The organism is Sulfuracidifex tepidarius, from assembly GCF_008326425.1.
Lineage (GTDB): Archaea > Thermoproteota > Thermoprotei_A > Sulfolobales > Sulfolobaceae > Sulfuracidifex > Sulfuracidifex tepidarius.
Map to the genome: position 1 here is coordinate 539,382 of NZ_AP018929.1, position 20,414 is coordinate 559,795.

Annotated in this window: 18 protein-coding genes, 1 pseudogene and 2 CRISPR repeat arrays (1 of these 21 only partly in view); of the genes and pseudogenes, 11 read left to right on the top strand and 8 right to left on the bottom strand. The window is 47.0% G+C overall.

Annotation, left to right across the window (positions count from 1 at the left end; translation table 11 throughout):
• Positions 1-261: 261 nt before the first annotated feature.
• Complete coding sequence (locus IC007_RS14015) at positions 262-390, bottom strand: hypothetical protein (protein WP_256202599.1); 129 nt, start codon at positions 388-390, stop codon at positions 262-264.
• Positions 391-938: 548 nt separating this feature from the next.
• Between IC007_RS14015 and IC007_RS02490 the strand changes: the two genes are divergently transcribed.
• From IC007_RS02490 to IC007_RS02510, 5 genes are all read left to right on the top strand, one after another.
• Positions 939-1,949: an SLAC1 family transporter gene (locus tag IC007_RS02490; RefSeq protein WP_149528304.1), complete on the top strand. Its 1,011-nt coding sequence runs from the start codon at positions 939-941 to the stop codon at positions 1,947-1,949.
• A gap of 246 nt (positions 1,950-2,195) precedes the next feature.
• Positions 2,196-2,705 carry a LapA family protein gene (locus tag IC007_RS02495; protein ID WP_054846052.1) on the top strand — a complete coding sequence of 170 codons (510 nt, stop codon included), beginning with the start codon at positions 2,196-2,198 and terminating at the stop codon, positions 2,703-2,705.
• A 235-nt stretch (positions 2,706-2,940) separates the two neighbouring features.
• Entirely contained in the window at positions 2,941-4,725 is a 1,785-nt protein-coding gene (locus IC007_RS02500; protein WP_232048981.1) for a glycoside hydrolase family 15 protein, read from the top strand.
• Between the two features lie 352 nt (positions 4,726-5,077).
• Entirely contained in the window at positions 5,078-5,752 is a 675-nt protein-coding gene (locus IC007_RS02505) for a DNA/RNA nuclease SfsA (RefSeq protein ID WP_054846051.1), read from the top strand.
• A 1,387-nt stretch (positions 5,753-7,139) separates the two neighbouring features.
• Positions 7,140-7,999: direct repeats of the CRISPR family, unit length 25 nt; unit sequence GTTGAACCCATAAAGGGATTGAAAG.
• Positions 8,000-8,353: 354 nt separating this feature from the next.
• Positions 8,354-8,950, top strand: coding sequence for a hypothetical protein (locus IC007_RS02510; RefSeq protein ID WP_149528306.1), 597 nt, complete (start codon positions 8,354-8,356; stop codon positions 8,948-8,950).
• 977 nt (positions 8,951-9,927) lie between these two features.
• On the opposite strand, the gene IC007_RS13175 is transcribed toward IC007_RS02510, so the two are convergent.
• A complete protein-coding gene (locus tag IC007_RS13175) occupies positions 9,928-10,068 on the bottom strand; it encodes a hypothetical protein (RefSeq protein WP_156303773.1) in 141 nt (46 codons plus the stop codon).
• A gap of 360 nt (positions 10,069-10,428) precedes the next feature.
• On the opposite strand from IC007_RS13175, the gene IC007_RS02515 reads away from it, so the two are divergent.
• Entirely contained in the window at positions 10,429-11,088 is a 660-nt protein-coding gene (locus tag IC007_RS02515; RefSeq protein ID WP_054846049.1) for an HAD family hydrolase, read from the top strand.
• A gap of 457 nt (positions 11,089-11,545) precedes the next feature.
• Here IC007_RS02515 and IC007_RS02520 read toward each other — a convergent pair whose 3' ends face one another.
• The 3 genes and pseudogenes from IC007_RS02520 to IC007_RS02530 all read right to left on the bottom strand — a co-directional run bounded on the left by IC007_RS02520 (position 11,546) and on the right by IC007_RS02530 (position 13,174).
• Positions 11,546-11,932, bottom strand: a complete 387-nt coding sequence (locus IC007_RS02520; protein ID WP_054846048.1) for a type II toxin-antitoxin system VapC family toxin — start codon at positions 11,930-11,932, stop codon at positions 11,546-11,548.
• Complete coding sequence (locus tag IC007_RS02525) at positions 11,929-12,171, bottom strand: hypothetical protein (RefSeq protein WP_054846047.1); 243 nt, start codon at positions 12,169-12,171, stop codon at positions 11,929-11,931. The genes IC007_RS02520 and IC007_RS02525 overlap by 4 nt, the downstream gene beginning before the upstream one ends.
• Positions 12,172-12,268: 97 nt before the next feature.
• A pseudogene (locus IC007_RS02530) lies at positions 12,269-13,174 on the bottom strand (IS1 family transposase).
• Positions 13,175-13,245: 71 nt separating this feature from the next.
• On the opposite strand from IC007_RS02530, the gene IC007_RS13180 reads away from it, so the two are divergent.
• From IC007_RS13180 to IC007_RS02545, 4 genes are all read left to right on the top strand, one after another.
• Positions 13,246-13,395: a hypothetical protein gene (locus IC007_RS13180; RefSeq protein WP_156303772.1), complete on the top strand. Its 150-nt coding sequence runs from the start codon at positions 13,246-13,248 to the stop codon at positions 13,393-13,395.
• A gap of 185 nt (positions 13,396-13,580) precedes the next feature.
• Entirely contained in the window at positions 13,581-13,769 is a 189-nt protein-coding gene (locus tag IC007_RS02535; RefSeq protein ID WP_149528307.1) for a hypothetical protein, read from the top strand.
• 34 nt (positions 13,770-13,803) lie between these two features.
• Positions 13,804-14,001, top strand: a complete 198-nt coding sequence (locus IC007_RS02540) for a hypothetical protein (protein WP_054846045.1) — start codon at positions 13,804-13,806, stop codon at positions 13,999-14,001.
• A gap of 406 nt (positions 14,002-14,407) precedes the next feature.
• Positions 14,408-15,421, top strand: coding sequence for a thermopsin (locus tag IC007_RS02545; protein ID WP_054846044.1), 1,014 nt, complete (start codon positions 14,408-14,410; stop codon positions 15,419-15,421).
• 837 nt (positions 15,422-16,258) lie between these two features.
• Here IC007_RS02545 and IC007_RS02550 read toward each other — a convergent pair.
• Together IC007_RS02550 and IC007_RS13185 are read right to left on the bottom strand one after the other, a co-directional pair.
• Positions 16,259-17,869, bottom strand: a complete 1,611-nt coding sequence (locus tag IC007_RS02550) for a thiamine pyrophosphate-requiring protein (RefSeq protein ID WP_054846043.1) — start codon at positions 17,867-17,869, stop codon at positions 16,259-16,261.
• Between the two features lie 95 nt (positions 17,870-17,964).
• Positions 17,965-18,105: a hypothetical protein gene (locus IC007_RS13185; protein WP_156303771.1), complete on the bottom strand. Its 141-nt coding sequence runs from the start codon at positions 18,103-18,105 to the stop codon at positions 17,965-17,967.
• A 110-nt stretch (positions 18,106-18,215) separates the two neighbouring features.
• Here IC007_RS13185 and IC007_RS02555 point away from each other — a divergent pair, with 110 nt between their 5' ends.
• A complete protein-coding gene (locus tag IC007_RS02555) occupies positions 18,216-18,803 on the top strand; it encodes a hypothetical protein (protein ID WP_054846042.1) in 588 nt (195 codons plus the stop codon).
• A gap of 256 nt (positions 18,804-19,059) precedes the next feature.
• Here the strand turns inward: IC007_RS02555 and IC007_RS13190 are convergent, their stop codons facing one another.
• On the bottom strand, positions 19,060-19,224 hold the full coding sequence (locus tag IC007_RS13190) for a hypothetical protein (protein ID WP_156303770.1): 165 nt from the start codon (positions 19,222-19,224) through the stop codon (positions 19,060-19,062).
• Between the two features lie 313 nt (positions 19,225-19,537).
• Positions 19,538-20,414: a CRISPR direct-repeat array (repeat unit 25 nt; unit sequence CTTTCAATCCCTTTATGGGTTCAAC); it runs 870 nt beyond the window's last position.

A 20,414-nucleotide genomic window follows, 5' to 3' on the forward strand; every position in this document is an offset into this window, starting at 1 on the left:
CCTTTAAGGATCGCTGAGATTTTTGGTATTGACTACAGTCTTAGTCCTCGTTTATTATCCTGTCTGAATTAGCGTTGTGGGTTATACTCCAAAATGTTATCAGCCTCCACGTGAAGCTTTATTTTAAATTAACGTTTAATTAGATCTCAACGTTACAATCGGCTTAACGTCTGAAGGTACACAGACCAGCCCGGTCGTAATACGGGGCGAAACCAGGGAAGTAAGGTATCAAGCGAATTATTAGATCCTCCCTCCATCTCTTCAAAGAGTGTCTTTTTCCTTACTTCCTTCGTCGTTGTCCCGGCGTTGATCAAGCGACCCAAGTGTGCCACTCCAATGGGGAACTGTTTCTCTCCTCTTTCTCGTCTCGAACCCTTGAACACCTTTCATGCTTATCAGATAATTCCTTTTTTGTTTTTATCAGTAGCTATTTCTTTCTATAACAACGGAATACTTTACATTTTATAACTATCTTCTTTAGTTATTCTAAAGGTTAAAAAACGGTAATGACTTTCTCGTTTTTATAACCCCTTTTTTCACAAGTATGAACAGAAAGTAGGAGATAACTTTAAATTAGATGTTTCTATAGGGTCGAAAAAGGAACTATATCTTTCGAGTATCACGACTCCTATTTTCCTCAAATGTTACTACATTTCTAACTTTTTATTTAAACATTCTCACGATAACGTGCTGTTTCTAATTATTTTTTATAATTTATGGTTAGTTCCTAATCAGGTTTCTAATATTTCTAGGAAAAGCTTTTAAAGTATTTTATGAGCTTGAGGAAGCCCCCGGACTGAGACCTTTCGCTGACAGGGAGTTCAGTTCTCAGGTTTCACGCGATGTCTAACTATCGAAATTATTTTTATTTTAATAAAATTAATAAATTGACTAATGCAAGACAACGTTAAATTAAAGTTTTAGATATCTAAATAACCATGAGGGTCACCACAGAGTGGTTTCCAATAGTATTAGGAACGATGGTCCTGTCGCTTACCTCTTGGATAGACTATACGGTGTTTAACGTCAGCGTAGCTTACGACATAGGGAAGGGGATATACTTCGTGGCGTTAGCGCTCCTCTTCGTGTTATTGTTACTTTGGCTATCAGGCTACTCTGACCCGAAGAACTTGAAGGAGGACCTGTCATCTGTGCAGAGGATCTCCTTCACCGCTTTCCTGGCAGTGTTAATGTTCGTTTCAGGATTCTTCTACACCGTCTATATCTCCTCGTCTCCTACTTCCATCACGTGGCTCAGCTACCTCTTCTTCCTGGGTTTCTCCCTCGCCTTGGTGGTGAACGTGATCACGTGGGTTAAGATCTATCTGAGCGAGGGTGTGACCCTAGGTTACGGGTTGCTTGTCCCATCTATAGCGTTGTCAGCGGACGTAGTCCTCGGTGCACCGATCCTGCCTCCCTTCTCTTATGTCCTGAAGGACGTCACGTTAATATACGCAGTCATGCTCTTTTCCTTGGGGATAACAACGCTGCAGTTCGTCTTCCTAGGCAGTGCTTCCCTGATGTCCCACATCCAGGGGAACAGAGCGTTCCCCACAGTCATGATACCCTTAGGGGCTGCGAGCATAATAGGCATAAACGTACTCTCATTCCCCGCGTATAATTACCTGGGCTTCGTGGACGTCCCCACTAAGGTAGCCATTGGGATAGGGATATCCCTCTTCGGGTTCGAGGTCTGGAACCTGGTGTTGGGCTTCATCATAGCCCTGAGGAGGGTGAGGGATCCCCCGTCGCTCATGTCATGGGCATACGTCTTCCCGGTGGGTATATCAATGTTCTCTGCATTCATGCTTTACCAGGAGACCGGATTCCCGTTCTTCTCGTGGTTCATAGCAGCGCTCAACTTAGGGGTAGTGGGACTTTACTCCTTCTCCGTCATGAACACGGTGAGGCTCGTGAGGAGGGGGCTAAAGAGCTCACAGAGAAGGTAGAGCCAGATCCCCGTGATAAGTTATCTCAAGGAGATATGATCTCCGAGGCTTAATTAATATCTTTTCCTCTTCCCACTAGATCTGAAAAAGAAAAGCAGAAGAGCAGATAGTACCGTTGAAGACATTATTTTTCCCTTTTTTAACACACTTTACGATCTCTCTATATATTTGTATTATCTTTACAGAGGATAGACTATTTGTAGAAGTGCGAAAAGTGTTTTATATGAAGGAGAGAGAGTAGAGTTCATGAATAAATGGGTCGTTGTGTCTATAGTTGGTGTAGTGATCCTAGTCATAGGGATAGGCTTAGCTATTTACGGAGCGGATTCGTTTGGCGGGGCAGTGAGTTCCTCGTTAAATGACCTCAAGATCAAGCCCTTCACTACCCTGACCCCAGGGGGAGAAGAGCAGATAAGTGTGCCTGCGAACAGTTACGATCTCCTGCTTTACAACTCCACCATGCCTTTACAACTCAAGGACGTGAACGTGACATACGCAGCAGGGATATACGAGGCAGCTATCGCGACTAAGAGCGCACCCGTCAACTATTACTTGGTGAACAACAACTCTGTACCGGTAGAGGTGAAATACGTCTTAACACCGGTGGACTTAACTCAACTAGAGATGGCTAGTGTTGGGATTTTGCTCCTCTTCGCAGGCTTCATAATTGCCATCGCAGGGGGCGTGATAGCCATCATCTCCCGCTTCAGGAAGAAGAGGAGCACAGATTTCGGTCAACCCCCCACCGTGCCTTGAAGCTGGAGTCGACAGACACCGAGACGGACTTTTCATTTTACGGATCCATGAGCGAAGATGAGATAACTGCTAACCGTGATTACCCTACAATATCAAGGAATTGCGGGAATAGTTTCTGTATGCATCACACATGAACCGCACTTTCACTTCCTCTTCGGGTAGGTGAAGACGTCCCCTCTCTCAGCGGATTTATTATCCAACTCTCCTTACATTACATGTGAAACCCTTACCTTGTTTGAACAACGAGTTCACGGGAGCTCTCCTCAAGGGGACAGACGTCGTGTGGTTACCCTTACCTAAGTACGATTCACCCTCACTTTTCTCCTCCATCTTGGACGAGGAGAAAGGGGGCCACTTCCTGATAGAGGGAGAGGTCGAGTCGCAGAAGTACGTAGTACCGAACGTGGTCAAGACGGTACTGAAGGATAAGACCGAGGTCACCGACTTGTTACTCTACGGAGATCACGGGATGGTCAGGAAGGTACACGGAGGGAAGGCTAGGGTAGTGCTCTCACCCTCCTTCAACTACGGCAGGGCCCCGGGGAAGGTGGAGAAGGTCTCCGACAAGGTATACAAGATCTTCGGCGAAGGGCACGACTTCTTGGAAGTACACTTCCTGTTCGACAAGGTATCTCACGACGGGAACACGTGGGAAGTCGAGGGCGACGGTTACGTCTACCTAGGCTACTTCAGCGACGAGAGGTTCGGGGTCTTCGGCAAGAACGTAAGCTTCAACGTGGAGAGGGGGTTCGAGAGGACTGTGGAGTACTGGAAGAACGCCATGAGGAGGGAGAGGAACAGGGGGAAGGTAGCTGACATTGAGGTAAGCGGTTACACCGGAGACCAACTCCTGGAGGCATACGAGAACTCCGTCGGGATCCTCCTGGGGCTCATGTACAACCCCACCGGGGCTGTAGTGGGAGCGCCCACCACTTCCCTCCCCGAGGTAGTGGGAGGTCCCAGGAACTGGGACGCCCGCTTCGCGTGGGTCAGGGACTCATCCACCGTGGCCGAGGCTTTGACGCTCTCAGGGTACGCGCAGGAGGCGAGGAGGATAATCGAGTTCCTGTCGAGGATGGTCTCCTTCGTGTCGAAGCCCTTCATGTATTCCCTTTACGCTGTGGACGGATCCCTCCCGGGGAGGGAAGAGGAAGTGAGCTGGCTTTCCGGTTACATGGGTTCCCGCCCGGTGAGGATAGGGAACGACTCTCCCTCACTTGTACAGCTCGACTTGGAGGGTACGTTCCTCCACGCTTTCTACAAGTACTATGAGGCAACCGGTGACGAGAACTACGTGAAGTCCCACGTCGACGTGATAGAGTACATCGCCGACTGGGTGTCCGACAACTGGAAAGGGGAGGACGCGGGCATGTGGGAAGAGAGGGGGGAGAGGGCCCAGAACGTACACTCCAAGGTTATGGCTTGGGTAGCGCTCGAGAGGGCGGGGAAGCTCATGAAGGCAATAGACAGGGACAACCCGTGGAAGGAAGCGAGGAAGGAGGTGAAGGACTGGGTCATGGAGAACGGTGTCGTGAACGGGAAGTTCGTGAAGGTAGTCGGGAGAGAGGAAGTGGACTCCTCCCTCCTCACGCTCCCGCTCTACGGCTTCTTGGACGTGAACAACGAGACCTTCCAAGCCACATTGAAGGAGATAGAGAGGAAGCTGAACTACAGGGGGTTGTTGAAGAGGTACGAGAGGGACTTCCTGGGGGAGTGCGTGCTCCCGTCCACGCTCTCTTCCCTCTGGTTAGCGAGGGTCTACACTAGGATGGGGAAGCTGGAAGAGGCGAAAGCGATAGTGAAGGCTGTGTTGGACGCGGGGAAAGGTTTCTACTTGGTAGGGGAGAGGATAGACGTGGACAGGATGGAGTTCACCGGGAACTACCCGCACGCGTTCTCTCAGGCGAACCTTATCATGGCCATAGAGGAAATCGCCGAGGCTGAGAGCAAGAGGAAAGAGACGGAGAGAGAGAAAGAGGAAGGAGAAGGAGAGGAAGGAGAAGGAGAGGAAGGAAAGTAAGGAGAGAAAGAAACAGGGGAGGAATAGGAAAAGACCTTCGGAGAGAGAAGGAGATATAGAGGGGAAAAATGGAGAGAGAGAAAGCGAAAGACAGATAGAGAAGTGAGGGAAAGGAAGGAAAAGAAGAGGAAGGAGAGAGAGGTAAAAGAGGAAAACTACGTAAGGTGGAAAGGAGATAGAGTATAAGGGAACAGAGAGGAGTCATCTCTCGCAAGACAGAGGCAAAAGGCTTAGAAGAAAGGAAGGCTTTGAGGCGATAGGGAACTTGCAGGAAAAAGGGAAAAACGCCTTGAGAAAAAAGGACACCGTCACACCTCACTCTTTCCTAAAAATATCGCTACAGTGAAGGGCCGTGGGCCGTGACTCGTGGAAAGAGGTAGTAGACCTCCCGGTCGGTACGGTAGTGTACACGTTTCCCGAGTTGGAGGAAGACGTGGTAGAGAGGAGGGAGAACCGGTTCCTAGTCCTCATGCGGTCGGGGAGGAAGTGCCACCTCCACGACTCCGGTAGGCTTGAAGAGCTCATATACCCTGGGAACAGAGTCCTGGTGAGGAGGAAGGAGACTGGGAAGACCCGTTGCCAAATAGAGGCCTCATGGGCAGGGGAGTGGGTCGTGACGGACTCCAGCATCCACAGCGAGATAGCGAAGAAGTTCCTCCGCGGGCTCAAGCCGGAGTACAAGTTCGGGGACAGCAGGCTAGACTTCGGCAGTCCCCACACGCTGGTAGAGGTAAAGGGGGTCACGCTGGTGAGGGACGGAGTTGCCCTGTTCCCGGACGCACCCACGGAGAGGGGGAGGAGACACGTGGAGGAGCTCGTGAAGGGAGTAAGGGAGGGACGCCTTTCTTTCCTCCTCTTCCTGGTCATGAGGAGGGCTTTCTGTTTCTCGCCCAACGAGAGCGACCGGGGATTCGCCACCGCTTTCTCTTCAGCGGTCAAGGAGGGAGTGAACGTGTTGGTGAAGCTCTTCTCCATGAGGGGGAGACACGTGGTCTACGGCGGGGAAATAGGCCTTTGCAGGGAGTAATGCGAAGGGAGGACGCGATAGTGTAATTTTCTGGTTATCAACTCTAAGGAGCGTCAGAGGTGGGACCTGCAAAAAGTATCTTATAAAACCAGCTTATCTTACGCTTTACATGTCGGGTGGTCATGAAACGAAATATTATTATTCAGAACATCCAGGACGCTAGCTTCATCAGTTAAGGTTCACATGACACAAGGCAGTAGCATATAATTCCTTATAAAACCTAGGTGTAGGAACGGGGCGCCCTCGCCATGTCTTCATACATGACGGGTGTATACGGTGTATAGACACCACATGAACGGTCGTCTTGGAGAGGACCTAGAGTGTAGAGGCCAGCTAAAACGAGCCTGCGTGTAAAGACGGGGGTCACTTTTGTAGAGGGGGCCCTTCTATGACCGAAGTTTATGAGACTCCGGTCCCATGGAGGTGAGGATTCCTCGCCCGCGTCAAACGAATAGCTGAGAGAGACCTGAGTACGGTCCGTGACATAAAGTGGGCCTCAACAAGTCAACGTCAATATCTGTCTTGTATCACATTTCGTGAGTCTCTCAGCAGGGCTGAAAGGGCTCACATGGTTTTCACTGTCGTATGCATTATAGGAAAAACGTGGGACAGCGTGCGACTCTCATGACCTCCTCTCGGTACTCGACCCCGACTCTCTTTTAGTTATCCATAATGCGAGCTCTTCAGTGACGTTCAGGTGATGGGTCTACCCGTCTAATAGTGCTTGCCGTACGTCACGTCTTAGGGTGTACCTAGGCGAACGTAAACGTGTCTTACCAGCAAAAAAGACGGCATTTACATTTCGGATGTACGTGGAGTTCGGGACCTCGACTTTTGACACATAAGGGTCCATACGTCATGCATCTAAGGAGTGATTTAGCGTGTTGTAAGGAGTGGGCCTAAGAGGTCAACGCTGAGTATTTCCTTGTCATTTCAGCGCACGAAGTACAATTGGAGTGTTCCATGCGGAATTTAATGGACTTCTATATATATGTATATACTATGCAATTTAATTTAGTTTCTGACTATATTTTTTTATATATAGAATATATCTCTTTTAGATTTTTTTATAAGAATTTCAAAAAAGAACTAAATTCCATCTCTAAAAACGAACCGTTCTGATTATTCTATATAACCTATTTTCTCGAGTTTCTTACAGAGTTAATAAATGATGGAGTTCGAGTCTCCTTGCGACCAAAACGAAATCATTTCAAGAGTTTTACATTTATAAATAGGTGAGTGTCTTTCAACTAGTGAAAAACATCATGCGACCAGCGTAGGACGTCTTGAGGGGAGGGGGAAAGGTCGGATGGAGAGTGGACGGAGGAGACGTAAAGTTTATAGGGGGGAAAGGAGAAATTATTGGTAGAAGTAAATAAAACATTCAGTTGAACCCATAAAGGGATTGAAAGACCTAGACAAGAGCTTAGCCGTCATATATGCACTCGTCTCGTTGAACCCATAAAGGGATTGAAAGTGATGAGTGCAATTTCAAAAATGAGTAGAGAGGAGTAGGTTGAACCCATAAAGGGATTGAAAGATAACAACGAAGTACCCAGACTTTTCAATATATTATTTAGGTTGAACCCATAAAGGGATTGAAAGTAATGAAACTAATAACTGGAAGAGTAGGTTCTGGAAAAACCGTTGAACCCATAAAGGGATTGAAAGTGTAATACCCCGTTTTTGAATGACGTCTCTACTTCCGCTAGTTGAACCCATAAAGGGATTGAAAGCTACTTTGTGCCATACGATAAGTTCATGTCATTAGGTTGAACCCATAAAGGGATTGAAAGGATAAGTCTTACTATAACAGAGGTTTTCCACATACGTATGTTGAACCCATAAAGGGATTGAAAGCCACTACTATCGGATCAAATAATAAAAAAGGATCCGAAATGTGTTGAACCCATAAAGGGATTGAAAGAGTTTGTATAACTGCTGTCTGTATATTTCTTCACTAGTTGAACCCATAAAGGGATTGAAAGATGGGTATGCTCAATTGGGCTTCAACATCGAAGAGCCTTGGTTGAACCCAGAAAGGGATTGAAAGTGCTCATGGGCGGGGAGGTTTGCGAGAAAATTGATGAAAACGTTGAACCCATAAAGGGTTTGAAAGGAATAGTGTAAATTATAAACGCTACTGTATCGCTCCCTGTTGAACCCTCAAAGGGTTTGAAAGAAACGGAGTTCTTCGAGGCTTTGGCTAGAGTTGGTTTAGGGTTAAACTCTCAAAGAGATTGAAAGTAAAACATGTTTATTCCAACTTGTATCTGATTTCCCCTCTCCGTTTAACCTAGAAATGAGAAAGTCTGTTTCCGACTGGTTGTGAGCTTAACGTGGTTTGAATGGTTTAACTTGGAAGTGGATTGAGAACGGTTCTTAGAAAGATCTTAGGATGTTAGAATACCGTATGCTCAGTCTTTATAAAATTCTAATCAAAAAATTATTATAGTGTTTGCCATGCCTAAATCCATAAAAAATTTTTATATTTCTGGTATATTTATTCTGTTATCTACAACTCTTTCTCAAGAAACCGAAGTGAGAAGAGAAGAGTCCACTACTCACCCTGATGAAAGTCCGAGGTGGAGGCGATAACTCATGTACCTTGGAAACCCCTGTCCGCCAGGTTACATCAAGGTCGATATAGCTTACCCACCTTACTATGTCTGTTTCCCGATCTCTCAGGGGAATAGAGTGCGAGGGACCTCTCCCGTACAGCCACAAGCGAACCGGTGCATGGAGGTCAATTCCCCTGTAACGGTTATCTATGATCACTCGACGGGAATACCGGTTGTCGCGTACGCTTTCACCGTGGGCTTGAACGGCTTCGTGATAAGGAAGCCCAACCCAGCTAAGAAGTCTAGACGTTTAGGTAAACCACTGAGTGACCCTATCGAGATAATATCTGACCTCCTCCTCGAAAAGCACATGGAGGACGCTGAGGGACAGAAAGTGCGTTACTCACTCGTGAAGAAGGTCTTCAACCCTCTCTGCAAAACGTCTTATGTGATAATCAAAAGCAAGCTGACCTCCAGGGGAGGGTCGACTCCCATAGCGATAGGAGGGTCCCACTACCAGATCAGCCAGTACATAGCTTGGCTAGCGGTTCATGGGAGTTCCTCCAGCTCGTATCACGAACATGACGTCAACGTGACCTTCATAACCTCAGAGGACGAAGTGGAGGGGCTCATATGACTTGAGGGGCCTTTCCAATGCCTCTTTCGAGGGGGAAACGCTTTACTTCCCCTCTTTTTTTGTTAGACTTTAACTAGCTCCCCGACTCCATGTGTGCCGACTTAAAATGTAGTCTCATGTGCTCTGTGGAACGCTTCAATTTTTATCAAAGTTGACGTAAAACTTACTTTTAATAGAAGTTCTGATTTTAAATATATAATAAAAAGCTAGGGGCTTGACACCTAAAGGAATTGAAGGGGCGAACAAAGCAAGTCTCATGCGTTAATAATCGGAGTGATCTACAAACTACTGCCTTCGGATTTTTAAACACAGATTGAAAGGGTAGTCCTAACTCTATGCATTGAAGAGCAAAACACTTCGTCAGGTCTAAAGGCAACGTGACCTCGTCCAGGATTGACGTCCAAGGTTTGTCATACCTCTTCACACCGCGCCGAGCCTCTCACCCTCCTATGGGGCACATGGCCTCTTAGTCAACGTCAAGGCCAGAAGGCAGGGTAGACCTTGGAGTAGAGCTCCTTCCTGAGGGCGGTACAAGGCCATTCTGCTGTGCCCTTGTCAGGGGAACAGGGAGTGAGCTGATGGGGACTTGGAGGCGTGGAAATGTTTGAGATTACACGAGTAGTACCTTATCACAGGTGTTGGCCTTGACTTCCATCGGGAGTTGATCTCCTTAATCGAGACACAGAGGCAGACTTGTAGGAAGCGGAGGGATGGCAAGTAGCCTCCGGGTACTCCATGCCTTGGCCCGTTGTCAAAGCCCTCTACAGTGCTATCACCCGGTCTCGACAGCACTGCGTGGCACACCTCAAGCCTGACGAGGGAGAAGTTAGATCACTCCCCACCAGAAAAAGGTAAAGACATACACGATAAGTTCGACGTATTCAACTACCTTGTCGTTTCCAAGGGGTCTGGAGCAGGGTCAACTCCAGCCCAGCGGAGTCGTTCAACTCGAAAGGAACAAATCCGAAATTTTTCATTCAGCTCAGCACCCTGTAGATCTCTCCACTGTCGCCGTAGAACGTAACGGGTGGAACTCCTGCTACATTATCTTGTATCAATATTACATTATGGCTTATTCCTCCCTCTCTACCTCGACTTGAAGTAAATTGCTTCTTCATAGAACTTAAGCAATTAACTGACCGCTCTCGTATGGGCTGGGTAGGGGTTCACGCTTGGCAATTTCCTTTGTTTGGTCTATTTTTCCATAATTACAATTCACAATAGAAACCTGAATCACCCGAGTGTTTCCCTAACTTGGTAATTTCTACACCTTATCGCGTATCCCTCAATATCTTGTCGTCGGCCGTATGGACCCTCCTTTCAGCTAAACCATATGGTTCAGGATCGGAGTGATCCAAAGGACTTAACATGTGATGAAGTAGAAACGGAATACACTCAAAACGAACCGAAAGGTATTATTAAACATGTACATGTGTACACGTAAATAATCATATAACACAGAGGAGACCTCATCTCTTATGAAGTACAACTCTGTGTTGGTCGACCTGGGGAACACGTTGGTGGGGTTCAAGCCCCCTTTCTACGAGAAGGTCTACCACGTCATGAGGGACAACGGTTACGACGTTGACTTGAGGAGTGTATTCAGGGCCTACGCCAAGGCAATGGGGGAGGTGAACTACCCCAACGATGAGGGCTTTGAGACCGTGGACCCGAGGGACTTCCTCTTTTTCCTGGGAGTGTACCCGACCCAACGTCTGATTAAGGAGCTCAACGAGGCAGACATAAGGGACGGAGAGGCTTTCCTCTATGACGACGCGATAGATTTCCTCGAGGGAGTGAGGGCCCACGGGTACAAGTTAGCCCTAGTGAGCAACGCGTCCCCTGGAGTTAAGGGGATCCTGCACAAGTTCGACTTGGAGAAGTACTTCGACGCCTTAGCACTCTCCTTCGAGGTGAGGGCAGTGAAGCCTAACCCCAAGATATTCGGCTTCGCGTTGAAGAGGACGGGTTACCCTGCTGTCCACGTCGGGGATATATATGAGATAGACTGGGTAGGAGCTAAGAGGAGTTACGTCGACCCAGTGCTGCTGGACAGGTACGATTTCTATCTCAAGATTAGGGACAAGGCCAGGGACCTGAAGGAGGCATTGAGGAAGATAGAGGAATCGAAAGATTGATGAAGGACTCTCCACGTCCCGTGAAGGACACGGTCAATTTGCTCTCAGCTCTTTAAATAGGCCTCTCCCTTTTTTTTCCTCCTACTTGCTTTGTAGATCTCCTTAATTTTTATCAAAGTTGACGTAAAACTTACTTTTAATACAGCATCTAATTTCGAGCATATATAATAGAACCAACGAACTTAGCACCTAAAGGAATCGAAGAGACGAACAAAACGCCTACTAGTTAGCTCTGATATTTTAATATCTCGCAAAAGAGAAAGTGCAATGCTCTTCGCGTTGAAAAAGAAGGTAAGATCAGAAGGGCTAAGGCGTCTTCCCCGGCGACGTGGAAAACTTAGTTGAACTAGAACCGATCTCCACAATTAAGCCTTCAATGGCCTTAAGAGGGATTCGAGTCGGTTCACGGGAATTGCTGCCTAAATATCTTCATCTTGTAGTATCACGAAATAAATATTTATTTTAATTTACTTTTTGCTTCAATTATCTCCTTATCAAGGCTTAATATCTCACTTTCTAGTAATATACTCGCAGATAAGTGTAGGAGATCTAACGTCTTAAGTTTTACCTTATTAGACACCTTTAGTGCAAGGTCTATGACTTTATCAAAATCGACTTCCTCAATCTCACATTTACATTTGTTAAGCGTATAATTAACTAAAGCCTCTAACTCTTCATCAGATAGCTTCACTCTCCTAGAAGAAACTGAATATAATTCTGCTAATACTAATTTACTAACTATTCTTTCTCTGTCTCTAGGATAAACCTTTATAGCCATATCGTGATTTGGGTCTTTCTCGTTGACTAACGCTAATGCGACACTCGTGTCTATATAATACCTCATTCCCTGTCACTTATAACGTCATTAGATGTGGGTAATTCAAAAGGTAAACCTTCCTTTAACCATTTATCTGTCAGTTCTTTAACTCTCTTTTTCCTCTCTATCTCTTCCTTAGCCTTATTAATACCGTATGAGATAAGAAAATTAAATGCCTCGTTCTTAGATCTAGCCAAACCAACTTCTACCATCTGCTCTGCAAGTTCATAATACTCGTCTTTTACCTTTATTGTTACTATCTTCATACTATCATATTACCTTGGTAAGATATAACATTTACTACAGTAACAATGACAGGGAGTGTCCTCATGTATTCACCTTATTCTGAATGTGTCTGTAAAATTACACGAGGGTATCTCTGATATACTGCGCTACCCTGAGGTGTGCTCGGTTCAGGGGAGTCTCCTCGTGTGAGGACAGATGGGGTGCAAGACGTTCAACAAGGCTAGGCTGTAGTCCGCCGTCCCCCTGCTCCTGTTTACTGTCTTCGCGTCCCTTGCGAGTCTGGACAAGTGGGACTCGAGTAGGAGTTGTAGCTCTCCGTGGTGTGGGTGTACTTCTTCCCGACGACGTGATGGTCTAGGACTTGGTATATCTGGTAGGAGTCGGTGAAGTGCACCTCACCCCTGGGGAGCGCCACGGGAAGCGGAAAGTAGCGTAGTCCCTCTCTCCTGCGACGGAGAAGGGGACCCCATCTACCAGAGCGTTCCGCATCCAGAGGTTCTCTCGTCTAGGTCCACACCTCGCGCGGACGTAAGTCCAGCTCTCGTCCAAACGACACGTGTAGCCTTGAACCCCTTGAGTTGTCCTGCAGGGCTGACAAGTCGACGTATGCCCTCAGGCCTACCCTCCTCACGTAGCTGTAGACGGTCGTCAAAGGTATCCCTTCCACCTTGGAGATACCTCTCAGGCCCGTCTGTCCAAGTACTCCCTCAAGACCCTCTCCCTCTGCTCACTGCTCGTTCTGTGGCTCGCATTCCCGTAGAAAATCCTCCCGCACACTTTGTACTTGTACTCTACCCTCCCTCTGGAGGGACAGTCCCTCACCACTCTGTCACTGTTGGAGGAAGGACACCTAGGCCTAGCTTCCTTCCTCCTGACTCCCAGCCTCCTGACGTAGTACAGCGTGGAAGGCAGTACCTCTAGCTCCGTGACTTGGACTCCCAATAGTTGACCCGAGACCGCGAATGCGACCTCGTTCAACGTGTGCTTCCTCGGCCAGTTTAAAACTAGAAAGCGAAAGTACAACTTGTGCGAGGGCTCCGAAGTCCGTGCATCACCCAATGAAAGGACCTCGCTAGCCTATCGCTGGACTAATCATGAAGTCCAAATCGCTTTACCTTACCCTTAAGGCGGAGTGTGGAGGAGACGAGCAGCGCGTAAAGAAGAGACTACAGACACCTCCCAGGATAAAGGAGATACGGCAGAAGTCCCTGGGTTTCGAAAAGGTAGTGAGAGAGTGTGTGTGAGGCTCGTCAGTAAAGACCTCGGGATAGGGAAGGTGTTCGACACGTAGAAGAGGGTCAAGGGGTTCTCGGGGAAGAACAGGAACATAGACATTGTCTTCCTTCGCGGAGACAAGGTCTACATAGGAGACATCAAGTTAAGCAACGAGGAGAAACCCAGGGAGGAGTCCATAGAGAACGTGGACGATGTGGTCGGGGCAAAGAAACAGGAAATAGGAGGAAAGAAGTATCAAGTCGGCGGCGTCTTCATAGTTACCAACAGGGAGGTCAACTACTTCCCCGGGGTAGTCATCAAGGTTGAAGACCAACTCGTGGAGGAGGCCGTGTCGTCGGGAAGGTACACGGAGCAGGTAAAGGACATAATCAAGTCAAAATGACGTCAAAACTTTTTTTAAATGAAACACTTGTATCGTGAGAGAAAAAGAAAATAAGAAAGAAAGGGGAAGGAAAAACGTAAAAAAGAGGCAACTATTGAAACTGATAAAGTCCTTAAGAGAAGGATTGGAAATCATAAGAGACCTAAATACGCTATATCTAACAGGACATGAAAAACTAATTATATGTATCATCATAATGACAGCTCTAGTAACGCTAAACCTTATTGAGTAGAGTTTCAATTAAACTTCATTCAATTTCAATTAAACGTTAACATCATAAATGTGAAGAACCTGAATGTAAAACTGTACAGACCCTCACTTATTTCTAATAATATTTTTTTACAGTTTTTTGTTATTAATAATTGACTACCTACATTTCTCTTTCAAAACAAAAGATGCTAAATCTCCTAAAGTTTCGAAATGACTCAATATTGTATCAAAACAAAGAATTAGAAGAAACGATAACGTTGTGAGAGAACTCCAGACTCTCGAACTCCCAAACAAGAAAGGTAACATCACGGTGAAGGTATTCTCCTAAAACTGTTTAATATTTCCCTGATAATTCTAACACAAACCTGTAAAGTATATATTGAACTTAAGGAAATCTTTTTAAGAAATGAAACACACCAAACTCTGCCATGACGAAAGGTCTTTCAAGCCTGAGATTGATCGGTTCAGTGGTGCTCATGACGTTTTTCCTCGTCTCCTTATCGAGCGTCTCCTTAGTTCAGGGACAAGGCCATGAGGTAATCAGTACACACGCTCAATTCCACCATCCTCACATATTCCCCCCTCACCGAGGACACGGAAAGAGGAAGGATCAAACGGTGAACGTGTACTCCTCCTATTCATCGGAGCCAGCCCCCATGGGTCTAGCCGATTACGGGATCGGGCCTAACGGTCCATACTCCAGATACGCTTCCGAGGTAATAGGAGTTGTGAACGCAAGCAATGTACAAGTATATGCTTCAGGTAACGACTGCTTCTCCATTCAACTAAACGCAGTCTTAACTTACAACTATCAGGGACAGACATACGCGCTCTGGGCCCAAGACGTTGCATCAATAAATTCCAATAATCTGGAGTTCATAGACAACGTATGGAACATGTCCTCGCCTAACGCAGGCGTGTCTGTGACCGGGAACGGTCAGGTCTCATCCACGGGAGGCATCTCTTTCTATTACTATTGTGATACCAACACTCCGGGGAGCCCAACCCAGTTCTCATATCCTCTTAACTTAGAGATGATGATGACCCTTTCGTCAGATAGCCAGGGGCCGGAGGTGTGTTTCTGGTACAATGAGGGACAGGGATGGGTAAAGTACGACACCGTACAAGTTAGCGCTCCGTCGGCAGTTCCATACTTCACTATTGACGGGTATAACTACACCGGGTCGGGCAATTTCTATGACCTAGAACTGGACTTAGTGGGACCTGGAGGAGGGTCATGTGCATACGTAGAGTCGGCTCAGGTAGCTTTCCAGTTGTACTACGTGAACTCCACCGGAACTCATGAGATAGGGAACGCATACAACTTCGGTTCGGACACGGGAGAGACGTCTAACAACGTGGTAGACCAAGGGTACCAGAACGGTTATCTGTACGCCGAACTCACGGCCGGACAAGGGTACCTCGGTTGTATCTGGAACTGAAAGGGTAGACAAAGAAAAACACTCCTGAAGACAAAACGGCTCTCTTTGCTTTTAGGGGAGCCTTGTATGTTACGAATATTTATCTTGTTTTTCACAAGATAATAACCGCTACTATTTATCATGTGTTCAATAGAAAACCAGAGATACGGTGTGAAGACACGTTGTGAAATGCTTAGATTTCATTAGATCTTAGGTCCGCCTAACCACGTCTAATTCTAAATTAAACTTCTAGTTAAAAAGAAAGTTCGACGTGAGCTTTGACAGTAATTGGAGTCTTTCACAAAGAAGTGTGAAGAAAAAATAAAACAGAATATTTTTATTCATTTATTAATTTAATAATAAGAGAATTCTTGAAATAGATTTTCTAAATAAAGTTAGGTGAAGTTCTGTCCTCCTCATTCACGAACCAGGTGATGGTTGCGAATCATGTCAGAGTTACAACCCAGCGCAGTACTTACAACATTAAGTTGAAGTGAGGAAGACTCCATTCATTGATAACATCCTTCACGTGAAAAAGGTATGGCCGTAATCTTAAAGAGGAGATGTGTACTGGAAACTTACCTACTCTCCCGCCATAGGAGAGACTTGTCGTTCGTTTGGTCGCGGAAGGCAAAGCGACTGAAGGGGAAAAATTGTTGAGGAAAAATGATGCTAAAAGAGAGAGGGAAAAGGGGAAAAGCGAGAGATTACGAGGATTAGTATGGACTTATTTTTCATATGTGGATGAGAGAGAGTGCGTGGATTCTACAGATATATATATACACATATATATACACAATCCTCATTTAATATTCCTTCTCTCTGCAATAGAGCACTTTGTTCTTCTCGACCACTACCCTAGTATATCTCGTCCTCAGGGTCCCTCTTCTCCGTGACCACTTGGAGTACTCCCAGCCTACTCCCCTTCAGCTCGCTGAACGCTTCCTCAAGCTCCCATGGGGACTCAACAAGCTTGTAGTACCCACCGTACGCCTTCACCCCTTCCCCGCTGTTGTACCTCCTCATCTCAGCACCGGGGAACTCACCCCTCTCCTTGGCGACGCTCTCCTGGAACACGTCGTCCAGTGCCTCCTCCGACGCCAACCACCCACCGTTGTCGTATATCACTACCTTGCAGTCTGTCTCGTAAGTCCTCACCGCGTAGTAGAAAGCTTCCGGGACCCCGAAGATGAAAGACCCGTCACCCACGGTAGCAACGGTTGCCTTCACCGTAGCCAAGGAGTAACCGAAGGAAGCCCCCATAGTCCACCCAAGATGGCCGAAGGTGATGTCGCCGAAGTATTGCCCCCAGGAGAAGTTGCCGAAGTGGAAGTTGAAGGGGTACTCGTTGAACACGGTCAGCCCCATCCTCCCCACATACCAGGAGAGCAAGTCAGGCTTCACCTTTTTCTCCTTGGCAAGTGCCTTCGCCCTCTCCTCTTTCTTCCTCTCCTGTTCCCCCCTCATCTCCATTACCTTAGCCCTCCACTCCTCCTTCCTCGATACGAGGGGGGTCACCCTGTCGAAGAAGTCCTTCGGGTTGGACATGACGCACAAGTCACACGGGAAGTCGTAGAAGGATATCCTGGAGTACCCCGGGTCCACGTCTACCTTAATCACCTTCCCCCCGACCTTCACCTTCTTAGGGGGCCACGGCACCTCGGTCTCCACGGCGATCACGAGATCTGCTGAGGACAAGTCGAACTGGTCCAGCCCCATGTCCCCAGCGTAGTTAACGGTCTCCCCCACGTAGTTGACCACCGGGACCCCCACGGTATCGGCGAAGTACTTCATGGAGTCGAACCACTCCTTCCTCCTCCCGGCCCTCCACGTCACTATCACGGGGTTCTCGCTCTCCTCTATCATCTTAGCTGCCTTCCTCAAGTCCTCTTCCCTCGGACCAGGCTCATAGGGAGACATGTTGACCTTTCTCCACTTGCCTTCCTCCACGGTCACCTCCCTCGGGAAGACCAGGTAGACCGGCCCCCTGGGCTCGCTTTCGGACAAGTGGACTGCCCTCGCCAAGGCCCCGGCTATCTGTTCGGCCCTCCTCACCTCGAAGTCCCACTTCACTACCTGCCTCACCAGACCTCCTTGGTCCGTGAACTCCTGTGCCCACTGTGACCTGAGCGACCTGCTTGCGGGGTGGCCTTCCTCAGTGTAGGGAGACCTCCCCGCGACCACCAGGAGGGGTTGTCTAGCGTAAAACGCGTTTGCTATTATCCCTAATGCGTTAGCTGTCCCGGGTGTCGTGTGGACAGCCACCACACCGAGCTTTCCGGCCATGGAGTAACCCATCGCCGCGGAGGCTGCAGTGATCTCGTGAGGGACGACCACGAAGTCAGGGGCGCCCTCCTTCATCCTCACCTTCTCCTCTATGAACCCGGGGTAATCAGTCCCAGACACTATGAACAGCCTGTCGACTCCCATTTCCTTTAGCCCCTTGAGGACTACCCCCGCTCCTAACATTTACCCATCCCCCGTCCCAAACCTATCACCTCTAATTATCTTTTATTGCACAACTTTATAAAGTAAACTAAAGAAATCAACCTAGTTGCTTCAGATTAATTGTTTTTAAAGTCTAGTACGGCGGGAGGAGACACTTTTTTGTTTTCTCTTCTCTCGTTTTCTTTATCTTCTCTCCTCCTCTCCCCCTCCTTTCCCGCTATACCAGCTGAGAAAACCGTGACACCTTTTGAGCTCACTATAGACCCATGCCTGCTTTGGCTTCAAGGTACGACAAAGTGTGATAGAGTAGAAACAAAAAATATTTTTAAATATTTCCAAATTCTATTTCCCCATAAGTGAATTTAGAATGAGTAGAGGAGTCTTAACTGTAATCGTAGTTGTAATCGTGATTATAGAGGCAGGGCTGGTCCTTTATGAAAGGGGTGTCCTTACGCCCCCCCCGCGTTCTACCCAGTCCATGCCTGAAACCGGCACGTCGAAAGGGTCTCCTATCACGTTCACCTCTACGTACACGACCTACACTTATGAGACCAACTTAACCGTCGTGAAGCTCTACGACTACGGCCTTGATTGGGCGTTCATCATCCCGGAGAACAAGACCATCTATCCTATAACCAACGTCTCGTGGTTTGACATAGGGAACCAAGGCTTCTTCTACAACCACGGCACATTCACCGAAGTGGAACCGTCTTACATAATCGTCACCGGACCTAATGGGGTCCATGTACGGTTCAATTTCATCTACGAGAACGGTCATATAGTGAGGGTTCAAGAAAATAATTATGCCAATCCAAATAACGATTACGCCAGTGTGTTCGTACAACCGAACGCCAGTGCCGACTTCGTGAAAGGGCAATATTACAACGCGGTCATCAGCCTCTACATCGGAGGTTCAGGAGATTTTGAAGCAGAGTACTGGGGGCTCCACGCATGATGAATTTGGTTAGCGTTTCTTTTTTCTCCTGGACTGAAATGACGGGTATGGAGGGCTCTCCGTCCCTGTCCGCCGTTAGGCGTGTCGCTTAATTCAGGGCTCTTATGAGGCTATGTAACAGTTTAGTAGTATTCTTGCGGTCAGCAGCATTCCCGCGATCTAATGTTTTATTCTATATTGCCATAAAAAATTTCGTCCGTTTTATAATGAGGAGGTTTTTCTCCAAGCTTCACTCAACCCCTACCCTACTGCTAGACTATTCCAGTAGCAACCAGACCCTCTCGTTTGGCTCACTGTTCACCCTTGACTTCCAGTCCCCCTTCAACTCCTTAATCAACTGGACAGAAAGGTATAACGAGATAGACGAGACGATTATTATTAGAACTACCCCTATCACGTCCTGAAGTGGTAGAGTTGCCATGAAATATTCTCTGTTCAACGACTTTTAAGCTCGTCTGGGCGCTGTCCTCGGAAAACGTACTTGTCTCTCTGGGTTACATCCACGTCAGTATCCCCGGCAAGCCATTAACGGGGAACAGAGGTATTTAGGGTAAATATTTCCTAAATAGAGTCTTGCCTGACAGCAGAGAACCTTTACGTTTCAGAACGACTTACCTATCAGCACCTATTAAGATGGAACTGGCTAAGGTCGCGTTCCTGAAAACGAGACAGCCTCACCTCTTTCTAGGTTCAACTAGTCTTTTTAATAAAATCAGTAACGTTACTCCAAATTTTTTTCAATCCTTTTCTGGGTTCAACATGACGTATGTATCAACGAGACAGACGACCCAGAGTTCTTTCAATCCCTTTCTGGGTTCAACCTGGAAGTGACCCTCGAGGGAAGAGGGCTTGGCATCACAAGCTTTCAATCCCTTTCTGGGTTCAACAATTTCCTTTCGTATGACAAGCATGGCACTCTCGAAATACTTTCAATCCCTTTCTGGGTTCAACATACAAGCACGATACAAGGGTATACTGTGTGGTAAGAATCTTTCAATCCCTTTATGGGTTCAACATAATTACCCAAGTCAAGGCTGACATGGATTCAAAGGTACCTTTCAATCCCTTTCTGGGTTCAACATGAAAAAGAATTGCAAGATGCTATTAACGAATTAGCGACTTTCAATCCCTTTCTGGGTTCAACAAGCCGTCAAACAACTAGCGACTTCAAGACCTGTAATTATCTTTCAATCCCTTTATGGGTTCAACAAAGAAACATGCGGGATACATGGAATGAGGGGAGTATACTTTCAATCCCTTTATGGGTTCAACACGAAGCGTTATTTGGAGGTTTAGGACGAGAGATAACTTTCAATCCCTTTATGGGTTCAACAGGAGTTGCAGATCCTGAGGTATGTTGACGCTGTAGTTTTGCTTTCAATCCCTTTATGGGTTCAACGTATTTAAACAACTTGGTTTAGGTGTTTTCTCTTTCCTATCTTTCAATCCCTTTATGGGTTCAACAGGTATCGTGTCGGTTTTCTCTTTCATTTTGGGTAAACATCTTTCAATCCCTTTATGGGTTCAACTACGCTAGAGTATTTGAGCTTTCCGGTTAAAGCTTCCTTTCAATCCCTTTATGGGTTCAACGAAAATAAGGGTAGAAACTAG